This window comes from Streptomyces sp. NPDC005281 (assembly GCF_040607495.1).
Classification (GTDB): domain Bacteria; phylum Actinomycetota; class Actinomycetes; order Streptomycetales; family Streptomycetaceae; genus Streptomyces.
Genome location: NZ_JBEXGX010000007.1, coordinates 76,036 through 95,485 on the forward strand (window position 1 = coordinate 76,036; position 19,450 = coordinate 95,485).

Genomic DNA, 19,450 nt, shown 5'->3' on the forward strand with positions numbered 1-19,450 from the left:
GAGGGAGACCGATGAGGCTGCACCGCCTGGACATCACCGCCTTCGGCCCGTTCGGCGGCGCCCAGCGGGTCGACTTCGACGAGCTGTCCGCCGCCGGGCTCTTCCTGCTGCACGGACCGACGGGCGCGGGCAAGACGTCCGTCCTCGACGCCGTCTGCTACGCGCTGTACGGAGCGGTTCCCGGCGCCCGGCAGAGCGGTCAGGGACTCGGCCTGCGCAGCGACCACGCCGCACCCGAGGTCCGCACCGAGATCCGCCTCGAACTCAGCGTCGCCGGACGCCGGCTTGAAGTCACCCGGCAGCCGCCCTGGGAGCGTCCCAAGAAGCGCGGCACGGGCACGACCACCGAGAAGGCCCAGAGCTGGCTGCGCGCGTACGACTCCGCGGCCGGCACCTGGAAGGACCTCAGCCGCTCCCATCAGGAGATCGGTGAGGAGATCACCCAGCTGCTGGGCATGAGCCGCGAGCAGTTCTGCCAGGTCGTGCTGCTGCCCCAGGGCGACTTCGCGCGCTTCCTGCGGGCCGACGCCGAGGCCCGCGGCAAACTGCTCGGCCGGCTCTTCGACACCCACCGCTTCGCCGAGGTCGAAAAGCGCCTCGCCGAGCGTCGGCGGGCCGCCGAGGCCGAAGTGCGGGCAGGTGACACCGCGTTGCTGGCCGACGCGCACCGGATGCACCAGGCGGCCGGGCGCACCGCCGAGGAGCCGCTGCCCGACCTCGCGCCCGGCGACCCGGGCCTCGCCGAGTCGGTGCTCGGCTGGGCCGCGCTGGCCCGCAGCACCGCTCGCGAGGCGCTGACCGTCGCCCACTGCGCCCGCGGGGCCGCGGAATCCGCGCAGGCCGTGGCCGACCGCGCCCTCGACGACGTACGCGAAGTGGACAGGCTCCAGCGCCGGTTCACCGAGGCACAGGAGCGGGCGGCACGACTGGAGCAGCGCGCCGACGCCCACCGGGACGCACGGACGCGCATGGAACGAGCGCGCAAGGCGGAGGCCGTGGCCCCTGCGCTCGAACTGCGCGAAGCGGCCGACGCCGAGCACCGGCGCGCGGCCGCCGAGGAGACCCGCACGCGTGCCGCCCTGCCTGAGCCGTTCGCCGGTGCCGGAGCGCCCGGTCTCGCGGCCGCCGCACGCAAGGCCGCCGAGGAGCTGGGCGGCCTGGAGTCGGCGCGCCGAGCCGAGCGGCGCCTCGCTGAACTCGGTTCGGAACGCGCCTCCTTGGACCGTCAGGAACGCGCCGACGAGGACGTCCTCCAGGACGCCGAGAGCTGGCTTGCCGACTGGGAGGAGACCCGCGCCGCCGTCGAGACGCGGGTCGACTCCGCTCAGGAGGCCGCGGCGCGCGCCGAGCAGCTCGCCGTCCAGCGCGAACCGGCCTTCAAGCGGCTCGCCGCGTCCCGGCTGCGCGACGCACTGGCCGAGGACACCGAGGGTGCCCATGCCGGGAGCCTGGCCGCGCGCGAGCGCGCGACGCAGGCGCACGCCCACTGGCTCGAACTCAAGGAACAGCGTCTCCAGGGCATCGCCGCCGAACTCGCCGCCGGTCTGGTGGACGGCGAGTCCTGCGCCGTGTGCGGAGCCACCGAACACCCGGCGCCCGCCCGTAAGATCGCCGGCCATGTCGACCGCGAGACGGAGGAGCGGGCCCTCGCCGCCCACCGAAGCGCCGACGAGGAGCGTGCCGAGGCCGAGCGCCGGCTCGGTGTCGTACGCGAGGCGCTGGCCGCCGCGACCGCCGAGGCGGGCGACGCGTCGACCCAGCAACTCACGCAACAGGCAGAGGAGTTGGACCGGCTGCACACCGAGGCCCGCGCGGTTGCCTCGGGGCTGCATGCGGCGCGCGAGGCCCGGGAGCAGGCCGAGCGGGAACATGAGCGGCGGCTGACGGACCGGCAGGAGGCCGCCCGGCGGGTCGCCGCACGGGCCTCGCACCGGGATTCGCTCGACCGCGAGAGGGCCCTGCTGGAAGGGGAGTTGGAGCTGGCGCGGGGCGCCGCGGTGAGCGTGTCCGAGCGGGCCACGCAGCTGGAGCGGCAGGTCGCCCTGCTCACCGAGGCCGCGGACGGCGTCCGGGCGGCGGAGGACATCGCGCGGCGCCTGAAGGACGCCGACGCGCGTCTGGCCGACGCGGCCTTCAGGGCCGGTTTCGAGACCCCGCAGGCCGCGGCCGCCGCGATGCTCGACGACGCGGCCCACCGCGATCTCCAACGGCAGCTCGACGCCTGGCAGTTGGAGGAATCCTCGGTACGCGCCGTGCTCGCGGAGGCCGACACCACGGCCGCGGCGCGGCGCCCTCCCGTCGACCTGCGGGCCGCCGAGCGGACCGCCGAGTCCGCCGCCGGGCGGCTGCGGGAGACCGCGTCGGCGCGGGACGCGGCGGCGCGGCGCTGCACCGAGCTCGACGCGCTCTCCGCCCACGCGACCGGAGGAGCCCGCCGGCTCGCCCCGCTGCGCGAGGAGTACGAACGGGTGGCCCGTCTCGCCGGACTGGCGGCGGGAACGTCGACGGACAACGAACGCAGGATGCGCCTCGAGGCCTACGTCCTCGCCGCCCGGCTCGAGCAGGTCGCGGCCGCCGCGACCGTCCGCCTCCAGCGGATGTCCTCGGGGCGCTACACCCTGGTGCACTCCGACGACCGGGCGGGCCGCGGACGCAGCGGGCTCGGACTCCATGTCGTGGACGCCTGGACCGGGCGGGAGCGCGACACGGCGACACTCTCCGGCGGCGAGACGTTCTTCGCCTCCCTCGCCCTGGCCCTCGGTCTCGCCGACGTGGTCACGGACGAGGCCGGCGGGGTGCGGCTCGACACGCTGTTCATCGACGAGGGCTTCGGAAGCCTCGACGACCAGACCCTCGACGAGGTGCTCGACGTCCTCGACTCGCTGCGCGAACGCGACCGCAGCGTCGGCATCGTCAGCCACGTCGGCGACCTGCGTCGCCGCATCCACGCCCAGCTGGAGGTCGTGAAGGAGAGAACGGGGTCGGTCGTACGGCAGCGGGGCGCGTGATCGTCGCCGGGGGCGGTGCGCCGTGGTTGTCCCCGGGGTGGTCCGCCGTGACCGTCGTCGGGGGCGGTGCGTCGTGAGCGTACGCCGAGGGCGGTGCGCCGTGACCGTACGCCGAGGGCGGTGCGCGGTGGTCGTCCCTGCGGGCTCAGAGGGCGGTGCGCGGTGGTCGTCCCCGGGGCTCAGCGGCCCAGTGGGCGGCTCGGCAGCGGTGAGGAGTAGACGACGCTCGTCGTCACCGACCCCAGCGTGCCGATCTTGCCCGACACCGTCTCGAGATGGGCCATCGACCGCGCCGCGACCTTGATGACGAAGCAGTCGTCACCCGTGACGTGGTGCGCCTCCAGGATCTCGGGCGTGACCTCGACGAGGTCGTGGAACGGCTTGTAGTTGCCGTTCGGATATCTGAGCCGGACGAACGCGAGGATCGGCAGGCCGAGGCGCTCGGGGTCGACGAGGGCCGCGTACCCCCGGATGACGCCCGCCTCCTCCATCCGGCGAACCCGCTCGGTGACCGCGCTCGGTGACATGGAGACGGCCCGTGCCAGCTCGGCGAAGCTGGACCGGCCCTCGCGCTGGAGGACGTCGAGGATGCGCCAGTCGGTGGCGTCCGGGGAATACGTGGTCATCCACGATGAATACCAGGGAGATCCCCGGCCGATCAACTGCACTGCCGTGGATCATCACTTCAGGACGGGGAGCGGGCCACGTAGATTTTTGGTCAGGAAGTCCCGCGGAGGTCGGTGCGCAGGAAGCACCGCGGTGGCAAGGGCGGCATCGGTCCGGCGGGGCCACGGTTCAAGGAAAGGCCAGGTCATGACTGCGACGAAGAACTCGGTCACCGCCGCGAACAACGCGGCGACCACTTCCGTGCCCGGTTCGGCGGTGGCGTCGAACCCCGTTCTGAGGGTGCCGCCCGCCTCCCCGGCCGCGTCCGCCGCCTACTTCGGCGCGAGCCTCGCGTTCCACGCCGACGTGTCCGACGTGGCCGCGGTCCTCGCGGCCGGCGGCGACCCCGGGTTCGTCGTCCTCGACTCCCGCTCCACCGCGTCGTGGGACCAGGGCCACATCCCCGGCGCGGTCCACTTGCCCACCGCTCTCATCCCCGAGCAGGCCGAGCGGCTGCTGGACAAGTCCGTGCCGGTCGTCACCTATTGCTGGGGACCCGGATGCAACGGCGCCACCCGCGCGGCCCTCGCCCTCGCCGAACTCGGCTTCCAGGTCAAGGAGATGCTCGGCGGTTTCGAGTACTGGGCGCGCGAGGGCTTCGAGTTCGAGACGTGGCAGGGGCGTGAGAACCGCGGCGCGGACCCGCTGACCGCGCCCGTGGACGCGGAGGACTGCGGCTGCTGACCACCGGGGAAGGGGGCCCGTCGACGGACCCGGCCCCCGCTTTCCCTGCCGTGTCCGGATCCTGTTTCCGGGAGCTGCCTGCCGTACGGGGGCGGACGCCCGCCGTGTAGCTTCTGCGCATGCCAAGATACGCGGACCCTGGTGCGGTCCAGTGGGTGGAGTCGGGCGGCGGGCCGCTCATAGCGATTCCGGAGACGGTGCTCCCGTTCTGGGCGGGGGCCGACGGCGACGACATGTCCTGCGACTACGACCGGGCCTGTGACGTCGACGGGTTCGTAGGCCTCCTGCCTGTCGGCGACACCCGGGCCCTGGTCCTCGGCGACGATCCCGCCTCGACCACCTACCTCCCCGAGCACGGCACCTTCGTACGCTGGTGCGCCGCCGAGTCCGAGGAGGAACTGCTCGCCGTCGTCCCGGCGGCGCTGGTCCAGGCCGCCTGGGAGCCGGAGGTGGAGTGGACCGTGCCCGGCCCCGTCGTCCTCTTCGACGCCACCTGGCCGGGCACCGCCTCCGAGAGCACGGACCATCTCAGGGTGGAACTCGAACCGGGCCGCTACGGGGTCCGCGCGGCCCGCGTCGAACCGGGGCCCGAGACATGGGTGGGCCTCGTACAACTGCGCCGGCTGACGCACTGACGCCTGACGCCACGGGGACACACGCGGCGGCCGGGAGCGGCCGCCGCGCAGGGCCGTCAGAGCCGGGAGAGCTCGTCCACCAGGTCGTCCAGCCCCAGGGAACCCTGGGACAGGGCGGCCATGTGCCAGGCCTTCGCGTCGAAGGCGTCACCATGGCGCTTCCTGGCGTTCTCACGGCCGAGGAGCCAGGCGCGCTCGCCGAGCTTGTAGCCGATGGCCTGGCCGGGCATCGTGAGATAGCGGGTCAGCTCGCTCTCCACGAAGTCGGCCGGCCGGCTGCTGTGGGCACCGAAGAACTCCTGCGCCAGCTCCGGGGTCCACCGCTCACCCGGGTGGAAGGGCGCGTCGGCCGGGATCTCCAGCTCCAGGTGCATGCCGATGTCGACGATGACCCGGGCCGCTCGCATCATCTGCGCGTCGAGATAGCCGAGCCGCTGCTCCGCGTCCGTGAGGAAGCCGAGCTCGTCCATCAGCCGCTCCGCGTACAGGGCCCAGCCCTCGCAGTTGGCGCTGACCATGCCGACGGTGGCCTGGTAGCGGGACAGGTCGTCGACGACGTAAGCCCACTGCGCGAGCTGGAGGTGATGGCCGGGCACCCCCTCGTGGTACCAGGTCGAGACGAGATCGTAGACGGGGAAGCGGGTCTGGCCCATCGTGGGCAGCCAGGTGCGGCCGGGCCGCGAGAAGTCCTGCGACGGGGCGGTGTAGTAGGGGGCCGCGGCACCGCCGGGCGGCGCGATACGGGACTCCACCTTCCGTACCGGCTCGGCGAGTTCGAAGTGCGTGCCGTCCAGGGCGGTGATCGCCTCGTCCATCAGCCCCTGGAGCCAGCCCTGGACCTCCTCGACGCCCTCGATGTGCCGGCCGTGCTCGTCGAGGTGCGCGAGCGCCACCCAGGGGGTCGCCGCGCCGGGCAGGATCTTCTCGGCCTCGGTCCTCATCTCGGCCAGGAGACGGTGGTACTCGGCCCAGCCGTACGCGTACGCCTCGTCGAGGTCGAGATCCGTACCGTTGAAGTAGCGCGCCAGCCGCGCGTACCGCTCGTGTCCCACGGTGTCGGGCGCGCCCTCGATCGTGGGCGCGTACACATCACGCATCCAGTCCCGCAGAGCGATCACGGCCTCCGTCGCGGTACGCGCCGCCGCGTCCAGCTCCTCGCGAGCGGCGGCCGGACCCGCCGAGACGAAGTCCTCGAACCAGCCCCTGCCCTGCCCGTCCGTGTCCGACCACTCCGTGAGCTGTTCGACGAACGTCGCGGTCGGGCGCGGTCCCGCGTACAGCTTGCGGTCGAGTCCGAGCGCGAGCGACTCCCGGTAGCCCGCGAACGCGGCCGGAACCGCGCGCAGCCGCTCGGCGACCGTCGCCCAGTCCTCGTCCGTCTCCGTCGGTGTCAGGGTGAAGACCTGCCGCACCGAGTGCACCGGCGTGTGCAGATTGCCGACCGCCCGCAGGCCCTCGCCGGCCTCGTGCACCGCGAGCGCGGCGGTGAGCCGCTCCCGCAGCAGCCGGGCACAACGGCGCTCGATGTCACGGTCCGCTCCCGGCCGCCGCTCCGCCTCGTCCAGCCGCGCGAGCGTCACCCGGGCCAGCTCGGCGACGGCCTCCTGGCCCGCGGGCGAGTTGTCGGGAAGCCTGCCGTGACTCTCCTGCACACCGAGGTAGGTACCGAGAACCGGGTCGAGGGCGATGAGCTCGTCGACGTAGGTGTCGGCGACCTCGCGGGGCAGCGGGTTCTTCGTCTCTGACATGCGCACATCCTCGTACGGGCACGGGCGCCGCGTCAGCCCGCCCAGCCGGGCTTTTCAGCGCGTCAGTCGGATTTGGCCGGAGACGGTGTGCCGGGCGCGGTGGGCGGCAGCAAGGGGCCGCAGTCCCACTGCTGGAATATCAGCCGCGTCTCCACCCGGGCCACTTCACGCTGCGAGGTGAACTCGTCGAGCACCAGCCGCTGGAGATCCGCCATGTCCGCGACCGCGACATGGACGAGATAGTCGTCGGGTCCTGTCAGATGGAAGACGGTCCGCGACTCCGGCAGCAGCCGGATCCGGTCGACGAAGGGGCCCACCAGTTCCCGGCGGTGCGGCCTGACCTGTACGGAAAGCAGCGCCTCCAGACCCCGTCCGAGCTTCGCCGGGTCCAGCCGCAGCTGATGGCCGAGAATCACTCCTGCCCGCCGCAGCCGGGTCACCCGGTCGAGACAGGTCGACGGGGCGACCCCGACCTGCGCGGCGAGATCGCGGTAGGTCGTCCGTGCGTCGTTCTGCAACAGCCGCAGGAGATGAAGATCCACCGGATCGAGTACGACAGAATCGGCCATGGCGCGAACGTAACACGGGATGTGGCGCCGAAACCCCGCCCGGTGTTCAGGCTTCGGCGCATGGACACCGTTGTGTACGACACGCAGGGCGCGCAGGACGCGCAGGACGACCTGAACGGGAACGGTCAGGTCCTGTCGGCTCCGGTCCGGGCACTCGCCACGGAAGCCGTGCACGCCGGCCGGGAGGATCTGGCGGCCCTGGGGCTGCACGCGGCCCCGATCGACCTGTCCACCACCTACCCCTCGTACGACAGCCGTGGCGAGGCCGCCCGGATCGACGCCTTCGCGGCCGAGGGCGCCGAACCGGACGGGCCACCCGTCTACGCCCGTCTCGGCAATCCCACCGTCGCCCGCTTCGAGACCGCACTCGCGCGTCTCGAAGGCACCGAGAGCGCGGTCGCCTTCGCGAGCGGCATGGCCGCGCTGAGCGCCGTCCTCCTCGTACGCAACGCGATGGGCCTGCGCCATGTCGTCGCCGTGCGTCCGCTGTACGGCTGTAGCGACCACCTCCTGACGGCCGGGCTGCTCGGCAGCGAGGTCACCTGGGTCGACCCGGCCGGGATCGCCGACGCGCTGCGGCCCGACACGGGTCTCGTGATGGTCGAGTCCCCGGCCAACCCGACGCTCGCCGAACTCGACCTCCGGGCCGTGGCGCACGCCTGCGGCTCCATCCCGCTCCTGGCCGACAACACCTTCGCCACCCCTGTGCTGCAACGCCCCGCCGAACACGGCGCGCGACTGGTCCTGCACAGCGCGACCAAGTACCTGGGCGGACACGGGGACGTGATGGCCGGAGTGGTCGCCTGCGACGAGGACTTCGCCCGCAAACTGCGCCAGGTGCGGTTCGCGACGGGAGGCGTCCTGCATCCGCTGGCCGGCTATCTGCTGCTGCGCGGGCTGTCGACCCTGCCCGTCCGGGTCCGGGCCGCGTCCTCGAACGCCGCGGAACTCGCCGGCCGGCTCGCCGCCGACCCGCGCGTCGCCCGCGTGCACTATCCGCGCATCGGCGGCGCCATGATCGCCTTCGAGGTGCACGGCGACCCGCACGACGTGATCGCCGGAGTCCGGCTGATCACCCCGGCCGTGAGCCTCGGCAGCGTCGACAGCCTCATCCAGCACCCGGCCTCCATAAGCCACCGCATCGTCCCCACGGCGGACCGCCACGAAGCGGGCGTCAGCGACCGGCTGCTGCGACTGTCGGTGGGCCTGGAGGACGTGGACGACCTGTGGTCCGACCTGGACTCGGCATTGGGGTTCAGCAGCAGGGGGTGAGGGAGCGGGGGCGGGGGAGCGGCGCCCTCGGTACGGGGTGTGCCGGGGGCGTGTCCTGTGGTGCCGGGGGTGCTTGACCGTGGCGGCGGCGCCCGGGGGCTCAGGGTGCCAGGGGCGCTTGGCTGTCTTGGTGCTGCTCGGTGCTGCTCGGTGGTGCCTGGGGCGCGCGCGGTGGTGCGGGCGCGCGCCCCAGGCTCGCTCCGGGGGCGGTCGAAGGGGCTCTGGGGATGGTCGAAGGTCCCGGCGATGCCCGGTGGGGCGGGCGCGCCCGGCGGTGCCCGGTGGCGCCTAGCCCTGTCTGGTGGTGCCCGGTGGGTGCGGGGGGCTTGATGGGCGAAGGCGGGGCTGGGGTCCGACCGGAGGGGGTGGGCCGGGGTTCTTCGGGTCAGTCCCGGCCCAGTGCGGTGCCGGGGCCCATCCCCGTGGCCGCCCCAGGCTGTGCGTGCCCGTGGGCGTACGGCTGCTGTGATGTCACCGGTGCGGTTTCCAGACGGGCGGTGATGACCAGGGTGCCCTCCTCGATCTGGTAGTCGAGGGGGAGGCCGAGGCCGCGCATGGCGGCGACCATGCCGGTGTTCGACGCCTGCGTGACGGCGTACACGCTCTCGCAGCCTGCCTCGACGGCCATCGCCACCAGACGGCCGAGCAGTTCGACGCCGATTCCGCGCCGCTGCCAGTCGTCCTCGACGAGCAGCGCGACCTCCGTCTCGTCACCGTCCCAGAGGAGATGACCGAGCCCGACGATCCTGCCGGACGCGGTGCGGACGGCGAGGGTGCGCCCGAAACTGGGGCTGAGCAGGTGGTTGAGGTAGCGGTCCGCGTCGGAGACCGGGCCGTGGTACCGCATGCTCAGCGTGCGCGGCGAGCAGCGCTCGTGCATCGCCTTGGCGGCCTCGAGGTCGGAGACGTCCGCACGCTGCACGGTGATCGCGTTGCCCTCGGGCAGCGTCAGCATGTCCTGCCCGCGCGGGACGCGCGGACCGAGCCGCGCGTCCAGTTCGACCAGCGCCCGCGCCCGGGCGAACTCGGTCGGTGTGAACGGCAGATACGGCCGCTCGACCGTGATCACTCCGCCCTCCGGCGCGCGCAGCCGCATCACCGTGTCCTCCAGCGCCCCCTCCACGGGAGCCCCCTCCGTCGCCCGGCCGGAGACGGGAGAGGTGGCGGGCAGCGAACGGATCGTGCACCGGCCGAGCAACTGCCTCAGTGCGAGCGGCAGTTCGGAAGCGTCGAGGGCTGTACGGGTGGCCAGCCCGAGCACCCGGGTCGGGGCGTCGACCAGATCGTGGGCGTCGGCCCGCTCGATCCAGGTGGCGGTGCCGCCGGCGAGCGCCACACTGCGGGTGATCTCGGACGTGGGCAGCTCGGCGGGCGCGCGCAGCAGGAACTCGTCGACCGTTCCGTCCGCCAACGGGTGCGTCTGGAGGCTCAGGATGTCGACCTGGCTCTGTGCGAGCGCCGTGCACAGCGCGGCGAGCGAACCCGGGGCGTCCTTGACCGTTGTCCGCATCCGCAGCAGCGCCGTCGCCTCCGCAGCGGCCAGTGGCGCCGAGGTGCCCGCCCCTTCACCGGAGAGTGCGCCCGTTCGCCCGTCCGAGGGCGGCCGGGCGCCGGTATCGCTTGTCGGAGGCGCGTGACCGTGGCGCCGTGCCCACCATGTGTGGAATCCGGCCGTCGCGGCCAGGAACACCGCCGAGATCACCAGGAGTGCGGGGCCGCCGGGCCCGTGCCCGATCAGGTTGGCCACGCCGTCCGCGACTGCCACGGCCGTGAACAGTGCGGCGAGTTCGACGACGTCCCGTCGCCAGTGGTGAACGGGTCGTCCGTGCTTCGCACGCGTCACATCAGACATGTCTGGAGTCATACAGTCACTGTGAAGGAATGGTGTTGCGTGATCACGAACGGCTTGTGACTGATCGGTTAAGCGTCGTTCTGTCCTTTTTGCAGTTCTTTTTACGGTTCTTTTGCCTCGAACGCGGGACCTGACTGTTCACCTGGTCAGGGCCGTCAAGTGCTCGACGGTCCTGCGTCACAAGCGCGTCGGTCCCGCGTCGGCAGCGTCTGTAGTGGCTTCCCGCGCCAGACTTGGGATTCCCACGTCAGCCTTGGGCCTCCCCCCGCCAGACTTGGGCCCCCGGTGCCAGCCATGGGCTTCCGGTGTCAGGCGGCGGCCTCCTGCGTCAGCGTGGTCCGCAGCCTTCGGGCCTGGGTCACCACCTTGGACGAACCCCGCCGCTCGGCGATCCCGGCGAGATGCGTGAGATCGCCGCGCGCCCCGGACCGCTCGGCGCAGTCGGCGGCGATGGCAAGCAGCTCACCCAGCCCCCGTACCGCGCCGCCGCCCGCCCCGTCGGCGGCGAGGTCGGCCAGCAGGGCGGGCAACAGGCCGCGCGACACGGACCAGAGGGTGGCGTACGCACCCGTGGCCGCCGCCGTGCGTATCGACTCGGCCAGCCGGGACCTCTTCAGCGCTCCCCTGCCCACCAGTTCCCCGAGGTCCGCGCCGAGCCGCCCGGCGTCCAGCTGCCCCCGGGCGGCGAGGACCAGCAGGGCGTCCACCGCGGCGAGCCGGTCCTCGGGATGCCGGGCCCCGAGCCCGTACGCCACGCACAGATGCAGTGCCTCGCCCGCTGTCCCGTCGGCCTCGGCGAGCAGCGGCAGCATCGCGGCGTCCATGCGGGTGTCCTCCACCGCCGCCGCGCTGATGTCGCGCAGCAGACGCGCCGCCACCAGCTCACGTCGTCCTGGAACGACGGCCGGCCAGTGCCGCTGGTCCGTGACCCCCCAGTGCCGGCAGTACCAGTGGTCCTTGAACACCGTGAGGGGGCGGCCCAGCGGCCGGAACTCCACGGGGAACAGGCCCTGTATCTCCTCGAGTTCACCCAGTTCCAGAAGAACACGGGCACCAGAGGTCCTACGGCGGCTCGTCGGGAGCAGCGGTCCTTCCGCGGTGAGCCATTGGGCCAGCCGGTACCCCTCCGGGCTGCCGAGCGCGCGGGCCCGCGCCGCGGCTGCCGCCGCCGTCGCCGGGTCGTCGCGCCGTACGCGCAGGAGTGCCTGGGCGAAGTCGGCCGTTCCCGGCCGGGCGTCGCGGCGGCGGTACTCGGTGAGGCGTTCCACCAGCACGTCCGGCTCCAGAAGCCCGGTGTCCCAGCTGGGTGTGGCCAGCAGGAACGGCATCGGGTCGGCGCGGAGCCGGTAGGCCACCTCCCAAAGACGTGCCTCGAAGGCGCGTGAGAGAGCGCTGTGATGACAGTTCCCGTTCGTCGCTCCCCGCTGTACCGCCGCATGAAGGGTGTCCATGCCGACCTGTTCGAACAGGGCCGCGAGGACGACTTCGAGACCGTGCGGCGACTCACGGAAGACCTTGTCCGTGCTCGGGTACCGCGGATCGAGGTCCTTCCACCAGCAGCGTGCGACCACGGGTCCGAGGGCCTCGACCAGGGCGTCCCGGTCCCGGTGGGCGTGGCGGACCAGGCCGTCCAGGGTGCGCTCGAACGTGGCGACTCCACCGCCGGAGGCCAGTATCGCGCTGACCTCCTCCGCCAGTTCGGCCACCGACTCCGGTGCGGGCACCAGCCGTTCCCGCTCCGGAACCGGCGGCAGCACCTCCTCCTGGACCGTGGCAGCGGAGCACGGAACCTCGATGCCGAGGACCCGCTGCGCCCGGATCCGCAGCCCCGGGCTCAGGTCGGCGGAGAGTTCGCCGAGTCGTTCCCTCGCGGTGTTCGTGGTGTTCGCATTGTTCGCATCGACCGCGTCGGGCAGCGCCGTGACATGGCGCTCCACCAGCCTCAGAGCGCGCTCCTGCACATCCGGGTCCTCGTGCCCGAAGGCTTCCGCCACCGCCGGCAGCAGCACCTCCGCCGTGGACGGATCGCGCTTGAGGACCTTCCCCAGCAGGACGAGCTGAGCGCGGACCAGCTTCTTCTCGGTACGGAAGAGCACGCCCGAGGACATCTCGGCCAGCTGCCGGGACGTCAGCTCGCCGTCCAGCGCGAAGGACGCGAGCACGGACTGCGCGTGCCAGGCGACGGACGGCACGGCCTGGGAGGCGAGAGCCGTCCAGTCGGCGGAACGCTCACGTTCCTCGTCACGTGTCAGGGCCAGCGATGACAGGAGACGCAGGAACACCCGCTGGTCGGCCGGGGCGCCGCCGCGTACGAGCCGCGCGATGCACCCGTCCACCAGGACCTTGCGGTCGAGAGCACCCTCCTCGGCCAGCTCGGCGAGGGCGTTGCACCAGCTGCCCGGTCCGTCGCCGAACAGCCAACCGATCTGCCCCGTGACCTCCGGCGACTCGAACAGCGCGGTGATCATCACGGGCAGGTGCGGTTCGTTGCGGAGACGCTGCGTCACGGAGCGCCCGTCGCGCCATGAGGCACCGATGTGCTCGAACCAGCCCCGCACGTAGGCGTCGGTCGTCGGGACCTCGCAGCCGGACAGCCCCACCAGCCCCGACAACAGGGGGAACGGGAGCCGGGACGTCGCCGGCCGGGCGGCGAGCCGGTGCGTCAGATCGGCGAGCCAGTTCGATTCGCGGTCTCCGAGCATGTGGAGCAGGACTCCGGGGGAGGCCTGGGACCAGCGCATGTCGACGCCGGCGATCCAGGCCGCCGCTCCGGCGGCACCCGAGTGACACGCGGCCCCCGCCGCGTGCAGCGCGGGATGGGCCACGCGGGAGGCCGCGTTCCACGGCGCGGACCGCAGTTCCTTGCGGAGTTCCTTCAACGCGGGCAGACAGGCCCGGCGTTCGGCGTCGGTCATCCCGTCCAGGAGGCCGGCCGCCTCGACGGTCCGCCCCGCCCGTACCGCCGTCAGCAGTGCTTCGTCGCTCATCGCTCTTCGCCCCCGTCGACCGGAACTTCCATGAATGCCTCGCGTCGTCCCGCAGTCGCAGTCGCAGTCGCAGTCGCAGTCGCAGTCGCGGTCGCGGTCGGAGCCGGAGCGTCCCGGTGTTCGGCCCGAGCGCCCCGGCGGACCATCCGCACCGCGAGAGCGTGCTTGCACGGTCCGCGGCCGCCGCGGTACTTCGCCCACCACAGGCAGGAACAGCTCAGCGTCCCCGCGTCGTCGCGGACCCGGTGCACATGTCCGTCGTCCGCCGTCACCGTGCCGATGGCTCCCTCCAGCGCGACCGCGCCGGCGGACACCAGGGCACGCGCCGACCGCAGGCGCGGATTGTGCCGCTCGGCCCGCCCCGAGTCGTACGGCAGTTCCCGGTGGAAGTACGCGGCTTCCGCGGTGTCGTAGCCGACGCGGCCCGACGTGCCGAGCCGGACCAGGGCGGCCCTCACCCGCTCGGCCGGCAGACCGGAGGCGGCGGCCAGGTCGCCCACGTCCACGCGCGGTTCCCAGGCCAGCAGCACCGCGATGAGCTCGGCGTCCTCGGCCGCCTCGTCGGTGGCGAGGGCGTCCAGTACCCCGCCCTCCCCGGAGAAGCCCCGGGAGGCGTCCGGCGACAGCGTGAGCGTCAGCCGCATCCCGGGCAGGACGGCTTCCCAGGCGCCGGCGAGCGTGGCGTCGCCGGTGACCGGCGGGCCGTACACCCGCAGGGCCGTCGCATGGCGCAGCACCCGCTGGAGCGCGATCAGCCGGTCGGGTCCCGGCAGACACACCGCTCCCGGAACCGGCCGGGTCGTCGGACGCAGTCCCCGCCCCGCCGGCACCACCCACTGAACGCCGCCCGACCGGCCGCGCACCGCGCCGCGCGGGAGCGAGCGCAGGAACCGCACCGCCTCGGCCGCGGGCAGCTCGGCCCGCAGATCGAACCCGGCCGCGGTCACCTGGGCTTCGGCGAATCCCCGCAGCCAGCGGTCGGGAAGCGGGACCTTCTTCTCCACCACCGGTCCGTCCAGGGTGGTCACGGCCATCTCGTCGGGACCGACCCGAAGATGCAGCGGATCGTCCGTTCCTATGCGGGAAAGGGCTTCGCGCAACGGGTTGTTGACGTCGACGTTCGTCGTTCCGTGACCGATCTCGTCGCCGTCGAGGCCCGGTGCCAGCACGTCCAGGCGGGCATACACCCCGCCGCAGCCGGAGAAGGACTCGAACCGCAGACGGTCACCGTTGCCCGTGACCACCGGGTCCAGGGAGGCCCGCAGCTGCGGCTGGTAGTAGCGCGCCCCTGCGACGTCGGCGACCGCGAGCAGGCCCGCGGCGGCCACCTGAGGTGAGGTCAGAAAGCCCGCGAAGAAGCGCGGATGGTCCTGAATCCCCGTGGGCGTCGAGCCCCGCGAGGTCTCGAGGCCCAGCCGCCGTCCGCCGGGGGCGGACTCCAGAGCGGAGGGTCGGGTGTAGGCCACGGCCTGCAACGATCGCGTCATGGAAAAACCGTAGAGGCGACCACTGACAATCGCCCCTGACCTGCGACGACTTGCTCAACGGTCGACTTTTCTCACTGATCTCGGCGACGGGATTCACCGGTCGGTGTTCACCGGCCGGCCAGCCCGCCTACCTTGCCCGCCCGGCTTGCCTGCCGACCTTGCCTGCCGAACTCGCGCCGCCCGCCTCGCCCGTCGACCTCGCGCGCCGGCCTCGCCGACGGGTCGCAGGGGCGAGTCGCGTCGGCGGACCCGCCGTGCCGGGCGCCCTGGGACGGGCGAGCCCGGTGTCCGGCACGGCGGTACCTCACGCCTACTGCCCCACGCGCCCCGGCTGGAGCACCTGTGTGAACAGCACGGTCCCGTCCTGCTCGCGCAGTCGAACCGTCAGTTCGCCGCTGTCGCCGTCGATGTCGACCTCGCCGAAGAACTGGTAGCCGCCGGCGGGCGAGACGTTCGAGGCGACGGGCGCCTTCACGAACACCCGCTCCGGACCGAAGGTGTTGTCCAGCGCGCTGGCCGGAAAGGCTCCGGCGTTGAGCGGGCCCGAGACGAACTCCCAGAACGGCTCGAAGTCGGTGAACGCTGCCCGCGACGGCTGATAGTGCTGCGCCGAGGTGTGGTGGACATCGGCCGTGAGCCACACGGTGCCCGTGATCCGCCGGTGCTTGATGAACCGCAGCAGCTCGGCCAGCTGGAGTTCACGACCGAGCGGCAGGCCGGGGTCGCCCTGCGCCACGGCCTCGAAGTTCGGCCGCCCCTCGGTCGTGTCCGGCACGACGAGGCCGAGCGGCATGTCCGCGGCGATCACCTTCCACACGGCCCGCGACCGAGACAGCTCCCGCTTCAGCCACTCCAGCTGCGCGGCACCGAGGATGCCCTGCGGATCCGTCGCCTGGTCGTCCGGCGAGTTGGCGTTGCGGTAGGTGCGCATGTCGAGGACGAACACGTCCAGGAGCGGGCCGTGGCGCATGACCCGGTGCACACGTCCGTCCTTGTCGCCGGGCCGCAGGGTCGACACGGGGAAGTACTCGCTGAACGCGCGCCGGGCCCGCGCCGCCAGGACGTCGACGCTCTTCTCCGTGTAGCGCGTGTCCGTGGTGGCGACCACCTCACCGGGGTACCAGTTGTTGCGCACCTCGTGGTCGTCCCACTGGATGACGGAAGGCACTTGGGCGTTGAACCGCTTGAGGTTCTCGTCGAGCAGGTTGTAGCGGAAGTTGCCGCGGAACTCGGCCAGCGACTCGGCGACCTTGGACTTCTCCTCGGTCGTGACGTTCCGCCAGGTGCTTCCGTCGGGGAGCGCGGCCGTCGCGGCGATCGGTCCGTCCGCGTAGATGTTGTCGCCGCTGCACAGGAAGAAGTCGGGGTCGAGCCCGGCCATCGCGTCGTAGATGCGGTAGCCGCCGAGGTCCGGGTTGATGCCCCAGCCCTGTCCCGCAAGGTCGCCCGACCACAGGAAGCGCACGCCGCCCCGGCGCCCGTGCGGAGCGGTACGGAACGTCCCGCTCACCGGCTCGCCGGTGCGCCGGGAGTCGTCGGGGTCGGCGAGCAGGACGCGGTAGTGGATCTGTTCGCCGGACGGCAGTCCGCGCAGCCGGGTGGTGCCCGTGAAGTCCGTGTCCGCGCCCAGGAGCGGGCCGTGCCATCGGCGCGGGGCGCGGAACGACGCGGTCGCCGAGGTTTCGACGATCATCCGTGCGGGCCGGTCGGAACGGACCCACACCAGACCGGAGTCGCCGGTCACGTCGCCGGTCTGGACGCCCCAGCCCGCCTTCGGCCGGCCCGACAGAGCGAGCGCCGGCGCCGCGCCGAGCGTGGTGGGAAGGGCCAGCGCCGCCGACGCGGCGAGGGAGCCGCGCAGCACGCTGCGGCGGCCGGGGAACGAGCTGAGCGGACGGTGCGACATGGAAACGCCTCCGAGTACGGATTCGGCCAGTGTGCAGAGCCACACCTACTGGTGCGCCGCAGCGCGCACGCAAACCACGGGTGAACAACCGGCTGTCGCCCGACAGGCGCCCGTCCCGGGCCTCCGCGCGGGCCTCTCAGGGCGCCCGGGACTCGTTGTCGGCGCCCTGGCCGTGCACGCCCGTCGCCATCAGCCCGTCGTCGCCATCAGCCGCGCACGGCCGTCGCCATCAGCCGCACATGGCCGTAGCCATCAGCCGCACACCGTCCCGTATCCGCGCGGGCGGCAGATGGGCGTACCCCAGGACCAGCCCTATGCGGTCCGCGGACGTCGCTCCGTAGTGCCCCGAGGGCCGGACCACGACACCGGCCGCCGTGACCCGCTCGAGGAAACGGGCCGGCGGCCCGTACCGGGCGGGCAACGCGGCGACGACGTGCAGTCCGGCCGCGATCCCCGACACCTCCGTGCCCGGGAAGTGTTCCTCCAGGGCCGCGACCAGGACGTCACGCCGCTCCCGGTACGCGCGCTGGCAGCGGCGCAGTTGACGGTCGTAGTCGCCCCGTTCGACGAAACGGGCCAGGAGCGCCTGGTCCAGGACCGGGTTGCCGAGGTCCATGGTGCGTTTGCGCTCGACGACCTCCTCGAAGAGGGACGCCGGGACGAGGAGCCAGCCGAGCCGCAGCCCCGGAGCGAGCGATTTGCTGACCGAGCCCGTGTACGCGACATGTCCGGGGTCGAGTCCCTGGAGGGCACCCACCGGGGCACGGTCGTAGCGGAAGTCGCCGTCGTAGTCGTCCTCGATCACCAGCCCGTCCACGGACCGGGCCCAGTCGAGGAGTCCGGCGCGGCGCCGCGCCGAGTACGCGATCCCCGTGGGGAACTGGTGGGCGGGCGTCGTCACCACGGCCCGTACACCGGAGGCACGGAGCGGAGCGATGGCGAGGCCTTCGTCGTCGATCGGCAGGGGTACGGTGCCGACACCGGCCGACGCGAACAGCGCGGCGTGTTCCGGGCTGCCCGGACTCTCGATTCCCACGCCGGGGGTCCCGCGCGCGTGGAGCACGAATCCGAGCAGCGTCATCGCCTGGGCGACCCCGGAGACCACGATGACGTGCTCCGGGTCCGCGACCACACCCCGGCGGCGCACGAGGAGTTCGGCGAGGGCGGTCCGCAGTTCCGGCAGACCACGGGGATCCGGGTAGCCCAGCCCCTGGTGGGGCAGTTCGGCCAGCACCGCGCGGTGCGCCGCGGCCCACGCGGAGCGCGGGAAGAGGGACAGGTCGGGGGTTCCCGGGACGAAGTCGGTCCGCGCTCCGGACGGCCGCGGCGCGCCGTCACGCGCGCGTGGGTCGGCCGCGCGGACCGCGCCGCCGACCCAGGTGCCGGAACCCCGGTCACTGCGCAGATACCCCTCGGCCGTCAACTGCTCGTACGCCTCGGTGACCAGCCCCCGCGACACGCCGAGATCACCGGCCAGCTCACGGCTGGACGGCAGCCGGGTACCGGAAGCGAGCCGCCCGGAACGGACCGCCTCGCGCAGAGCGGCCTGAAGGGTGCGTCCACGCGCGCGTGGCGGTGCCGCCGTGGCCGGCAGCAGCAGCTCCCACGCGGCCGACGGGGGCGCCGCCGCTTCTGGAGCGGAAGCCGGCGGCCCCATGCGATTGGTCCCCGATGACGTCATGGAAGTGGACCTTAAACCGGACCACGTCCGTTCATAGCGTCGGAGTCATGAACGCCACCACCACCCGGGGCGCGCTGCTCGCCGCCCTCGCCTGTGTCCTCGTCGGAGGGTCCTTCACCGCCAACAGCGTCATGGGCCACTATCCGTACGCGGGCGGCCAGTTCCTGCGTTACGCCCTCGCCTGCGTCCTTCTGCTGCCTCTCGTCGGCCGGCGCGGGACCGCCCCGCTGCGGCTGCTCACGCTGCGCCAGTGGGGGCGCCTCGCCCTGATCGCGGCCGTCGGCATGGTCGGTTTCAACCTCGCCGTGCTGTCCGCCGAGCGCACGGCCGAACCGGCGGTCCCCGGTGTCTTCGTGGGCTGCGCGCCGCTCGTCGTGGCGGTGCTCGTGCCGCTACTTGAGGGCCGCCGTCAACAACGCCGCGTCCTGTACGGGGCGTTGCTGGTCGCTCTGGGGGCCTTCGCCGTCCAGGGGTGGGGTCGCACGGACGCCGCCGGGATCGCGTACTCCCTGGGCGCCCTGGCCGGGGAAGCCGGCTTCGCCGTACTGGCCGTCCCCGTACTGCGCCCGCTCGGGCCGCGGCTGCTGTCGGCCACCGTGTGCGGTGTCGCCGCGGCCGAGGCGGCCGTGGTCGGGGTGATCTCCGGACGTGGAGCGTGGCTGCGGGTACCGGACGCCACCGAGGCGACCGCGCTGCTGTGGCAGGCCGCGGTCGTCACGGTCGTCGGCTTCGTCTGCTGGTACATGGGCGTGCAGCGCATCGGCGCGGAGCGCGCCACGCTCTTCTCCGGCCTGATCCCGGTCTCCGCCGCCTGCACCGCGCCGCTCGTGGGCACGGGCTCGTACGGGATCGCGCAGGCCGCGGGCAGTGCCCTCGTGGGCGCCGGAGTCGCCCTCGGATCAGGCGCGTTGAGCCGCGTTGTGGGACGCGGCCCACGGGCTTCCGCCAAGGGCCG

General features: G+C 72.9%; 12 protein-coding genes and 1 pseudogene. 5 read left to right on the top strand and 8 right to left on the bottom strand.

What is annotated here, in order from left to right; genetic code table 11:
- Positions 1–11: 11 nt before the first annotated feature.
- Positions 12–3,008, top strand: coding sequence for an SMC family ATPase (locus ABZV42_RS12440; RefSeq protein WP_356051847.1), 2,997 nt, complete (start codon positions 12–14; stop codon positions 3,006–3,008).
- A 179-nt stretch (positions 3,009–3,187) separates the two neighbouring features.
- Here the strand turns inward: ABZV42_RS12440 and ABZV42_RS12445 are convergent, their stop codons facing one another.
- Positions 3,188–3,634: an Lrp/AsnC family transcriptional regulator gene (locus tag ABZV42_RS12445; RefSeq protein ID WP_355976952.1), complete on the bottom strand. Its 447-nt coding sequence runs from the start codon at positions 3,632–3,634 to the stop codon at positions 3,188–3,190.
- Between the two features lie 187 nt (positions 3,635–3,821).
- On the opposite strand from ABZV42_RS12445, the gene ABZV42_RS12450 reads away from it, so the two are divergent.
- On the top strand, positions 3,822–4,358 hold the full coding sequence (locus ABZV42_RS12450; protein ID WP_355976954.1) for a rhodanese-like domain-containing protein: 537 nt from the start codon (positions 3,822–3,824) through the stop codon (positions 4,356–4,358).
- A 119-nt stretch (positions 4,359–4,477) separates the two neighbouring features.
- Positions 4,478–4,993, top strand: a complete 516-nt coding sequence (locus tag ABZV42_RS12455; protein ID WP_355976956.1) for an immunity 21 family protein — start codon at positions 4,478–4,480, stop codon at positions 4,991–4,993.
- A gap of 56 nt (positions 4,994–5,049) precedes the next feature.
- Here the strand turns inward: ABZV42_RS12455 and ABZV42_RS12460 are convergent, their stop codons facing one another.
- Positions 5,050–6,741: a DUF885 domain-containing protein gene (locus ABZV42_RS12460; protein WP_355976958.1), complete on the bottom strand. Its 1,692-nt coding sequence runs from the start codon at positions 6,739–6,741 to the stop codon at positions 5,050–5,052.
- Positions 6,742–6,803: 62 nt separating this feature from the next.
- Positions 6,804–7,310, bottom strand: coding sequence for an Lrp/AsnC family transcriptional regulator (locus ABZV42_RS12465; protein WP_355976960.1), 507 nt, complete (start codon positions 7,308–7,310; stop codon positions 6,804–6,806).
- A gap of 60 nt (positions 7,311–7,370) precedes the next feature.
- On the opposite strand from ABZV42_RS12465, the gene ABZV42_RS12470 reads away from it, so the two are divergent.
- Entirely contained in the window at positions 7,371–8,582 is a 1,212-nt protein-coding gene (locus tag ABZV42_RS12470) for a PLP-dependent transferase (RefSeq protein WP_355976962.1), read from the top strand.
- A 385-nt stretch (positions 8,583–8,967) separates the two neighbouring features.
- Here the strand turns inward: ABZV42_RS12470 and ABZV42_RS12475 are convergent, their stop codons facing one another.
- From ABZV42_RS12475 to ABZV42_RS12495, 5 genes are all read right to left on the bottom strand, one after another.
- Entirely contained in the window at positions 8,968–10,434 is a 1,467-nt protein-coding gene (locus ABZV42_RS12475; RefSeq protein WP_355976964.1) for a GNAT family N-acetyltransferase, read from the bottom strand.
- Between the two features lie 308 nt (positions 10,435–10,742).
- Positions 10,743–13,421: a DUF6493 family protein gene (locus ABZV42_RS12480; protein WP_356051850.1), complete on the bottom strand. Its 2,679-nt coding sequence runs from the start codon at positions 13,419–13,421 to the stop codon at positions 10,743–10,745.
- Positions 13,418–14,908 (bottom strand): SWIM zinc finger domain-containing protein, encoded by a 1,491-nt coding sequence (locus ABZV42_RS12485; RefSeq protein WP_356051852.1) that lies wholly within the window; start codon positions 14,906–14,908, stop codon positions 13,418–13,420. The genes ABZV42_RS12480 and ABZV42_RS12485 overlap by 4 nt, the downstream gene beginning before the upstream one ends.
- Before the next feature lie 310 nt (positions 14,909–15,218).
- Positions 15,219–16,814: an alkaline phosphatase D family protein gene (locus ABZV42_RS12490; RefSeq protein WP_356051853.1), complete on the bottom strand. Its 1,596-nt coding sequence runs from the start codon at positions 16,812–16,814 to the stop codon at positions 15,219–15,221.
- Between the two features lie 229 nt (positions 16,815–17,043).
- Positions 17,044–18,471: a PLP-dependent aminotransferase family protein gene (locus ABZV42_RS12495; RefSeq protein ID WP_356051953.1), complete on the bottom strand. Its 1,428-nt coding sequence runs from the start codon at positions 18,469–18,471 to the stop codon at positions 17,044–17,046.
- 71 nt (positions 18,472–18,542) lie between these two features.
- On the opposite strand from ABZV42_RS12495, the pseudogene ABZV42_RS12500 reads away from it, so the two are divergent.
- Positions 18,543–19,379, top strand: a pseudogene (locus ABZV42_RS12500) (DMT family transporter); the annotation flags it as partial.
- Positions 19,380–19,450 lie beyond the last annotated feature (71 nt).

Excerpts from the sequence above, each read along its gene's own strand:
- ABZV42_RS12440 (WP_356051847.1), top strand. The coding sequence starts at position 12 with ATGAGGCTGCACCGCCTGGACATCACCGCCTTCGGCCCGTTCGGCGGC.
- ABZV42_RS12445 (WP_355976952.1), bottom strand. The coding sequence starts at position 3,634 with ATGACCACGTATTCCCCGGACGCCACCGACTGGCGCATCCTCGACGTC.
- ABZV42_RS12450 (WP_355976954.1), top strand. The coding sequence starts at position 3,822 with ATGACTGCGACGAAGAACTCGGTCACCGCCGCGAACAACGCGGCGACC.
- ABZV42_RS12455 (WP_355976956.1), top strand. The coding sequence starts at position 4,478 with ATGCCAAGATACGCGGACCCTGGTGCGGTCCAGTGGGTGGAGTCGGGC.
- ABZV42_RS12460 (WP_355976958.1), bottom strand. The coding sequence starts at position 6,741 with ATGTCAGAGACGAAGAACCCGCTGCCCCGCGAGGTCGCCGACACCTAC.
- ABZV42_RS12465 (WP_355976960.1), bottom strand. The coding sequence starts at position 7,310 with ATGGCCGATTCTGTCGTACTCGATCCGGTGGATCTTCATCTCCTGCGG.
- ABZV42_RS12470 (WP_355976962.1), top strand. The coding sequence starts at position 7,371 with ATGGACACCGTTGTGTACGACACGCAGGGCGCGCAGGACGCGCAGGAC.
- ABZV42_RS12475 (WP_355976964.1), bottom strand. The coding sequence starts at position 10,434 with ATGTCTGATGTGACGCGTGCGAAGCACGGACGACCCGTTCACCACTGG.
- ABZV42_RS12480 (WP_356051850.1), bottom strand. The coding sequence starts at position 13,421 with ATGAGCGACGAAGCACTGCTGACGGCGGTACGGGCGGGGCGGACCGTC.
- ABZV42_RS12485 (WP_356051852.1), bottom strand. The coding sequence starts at position 14,908 with ATGACGCGATCGTTGCAGGCCGTGGCCTACACCCGACCCTCCGCTCTG.
- ABZV42_RS12490 (WP_356051853.1), bottom strand. The coding sequence starts at position 16,814 with ATGTCGCACCGTCCGCTCAGCTCGTTCCCCGGCCGCCGCAGCGTGCTG.
- ABZV42_RS12495 (WP_356051953.1), bottom strand. The coding sequence starts at position 18,471 with ATGGGGCCGCCGGCTTCCGCTCCAGAAGCGGCGGCGCCCCCGTCGGCC.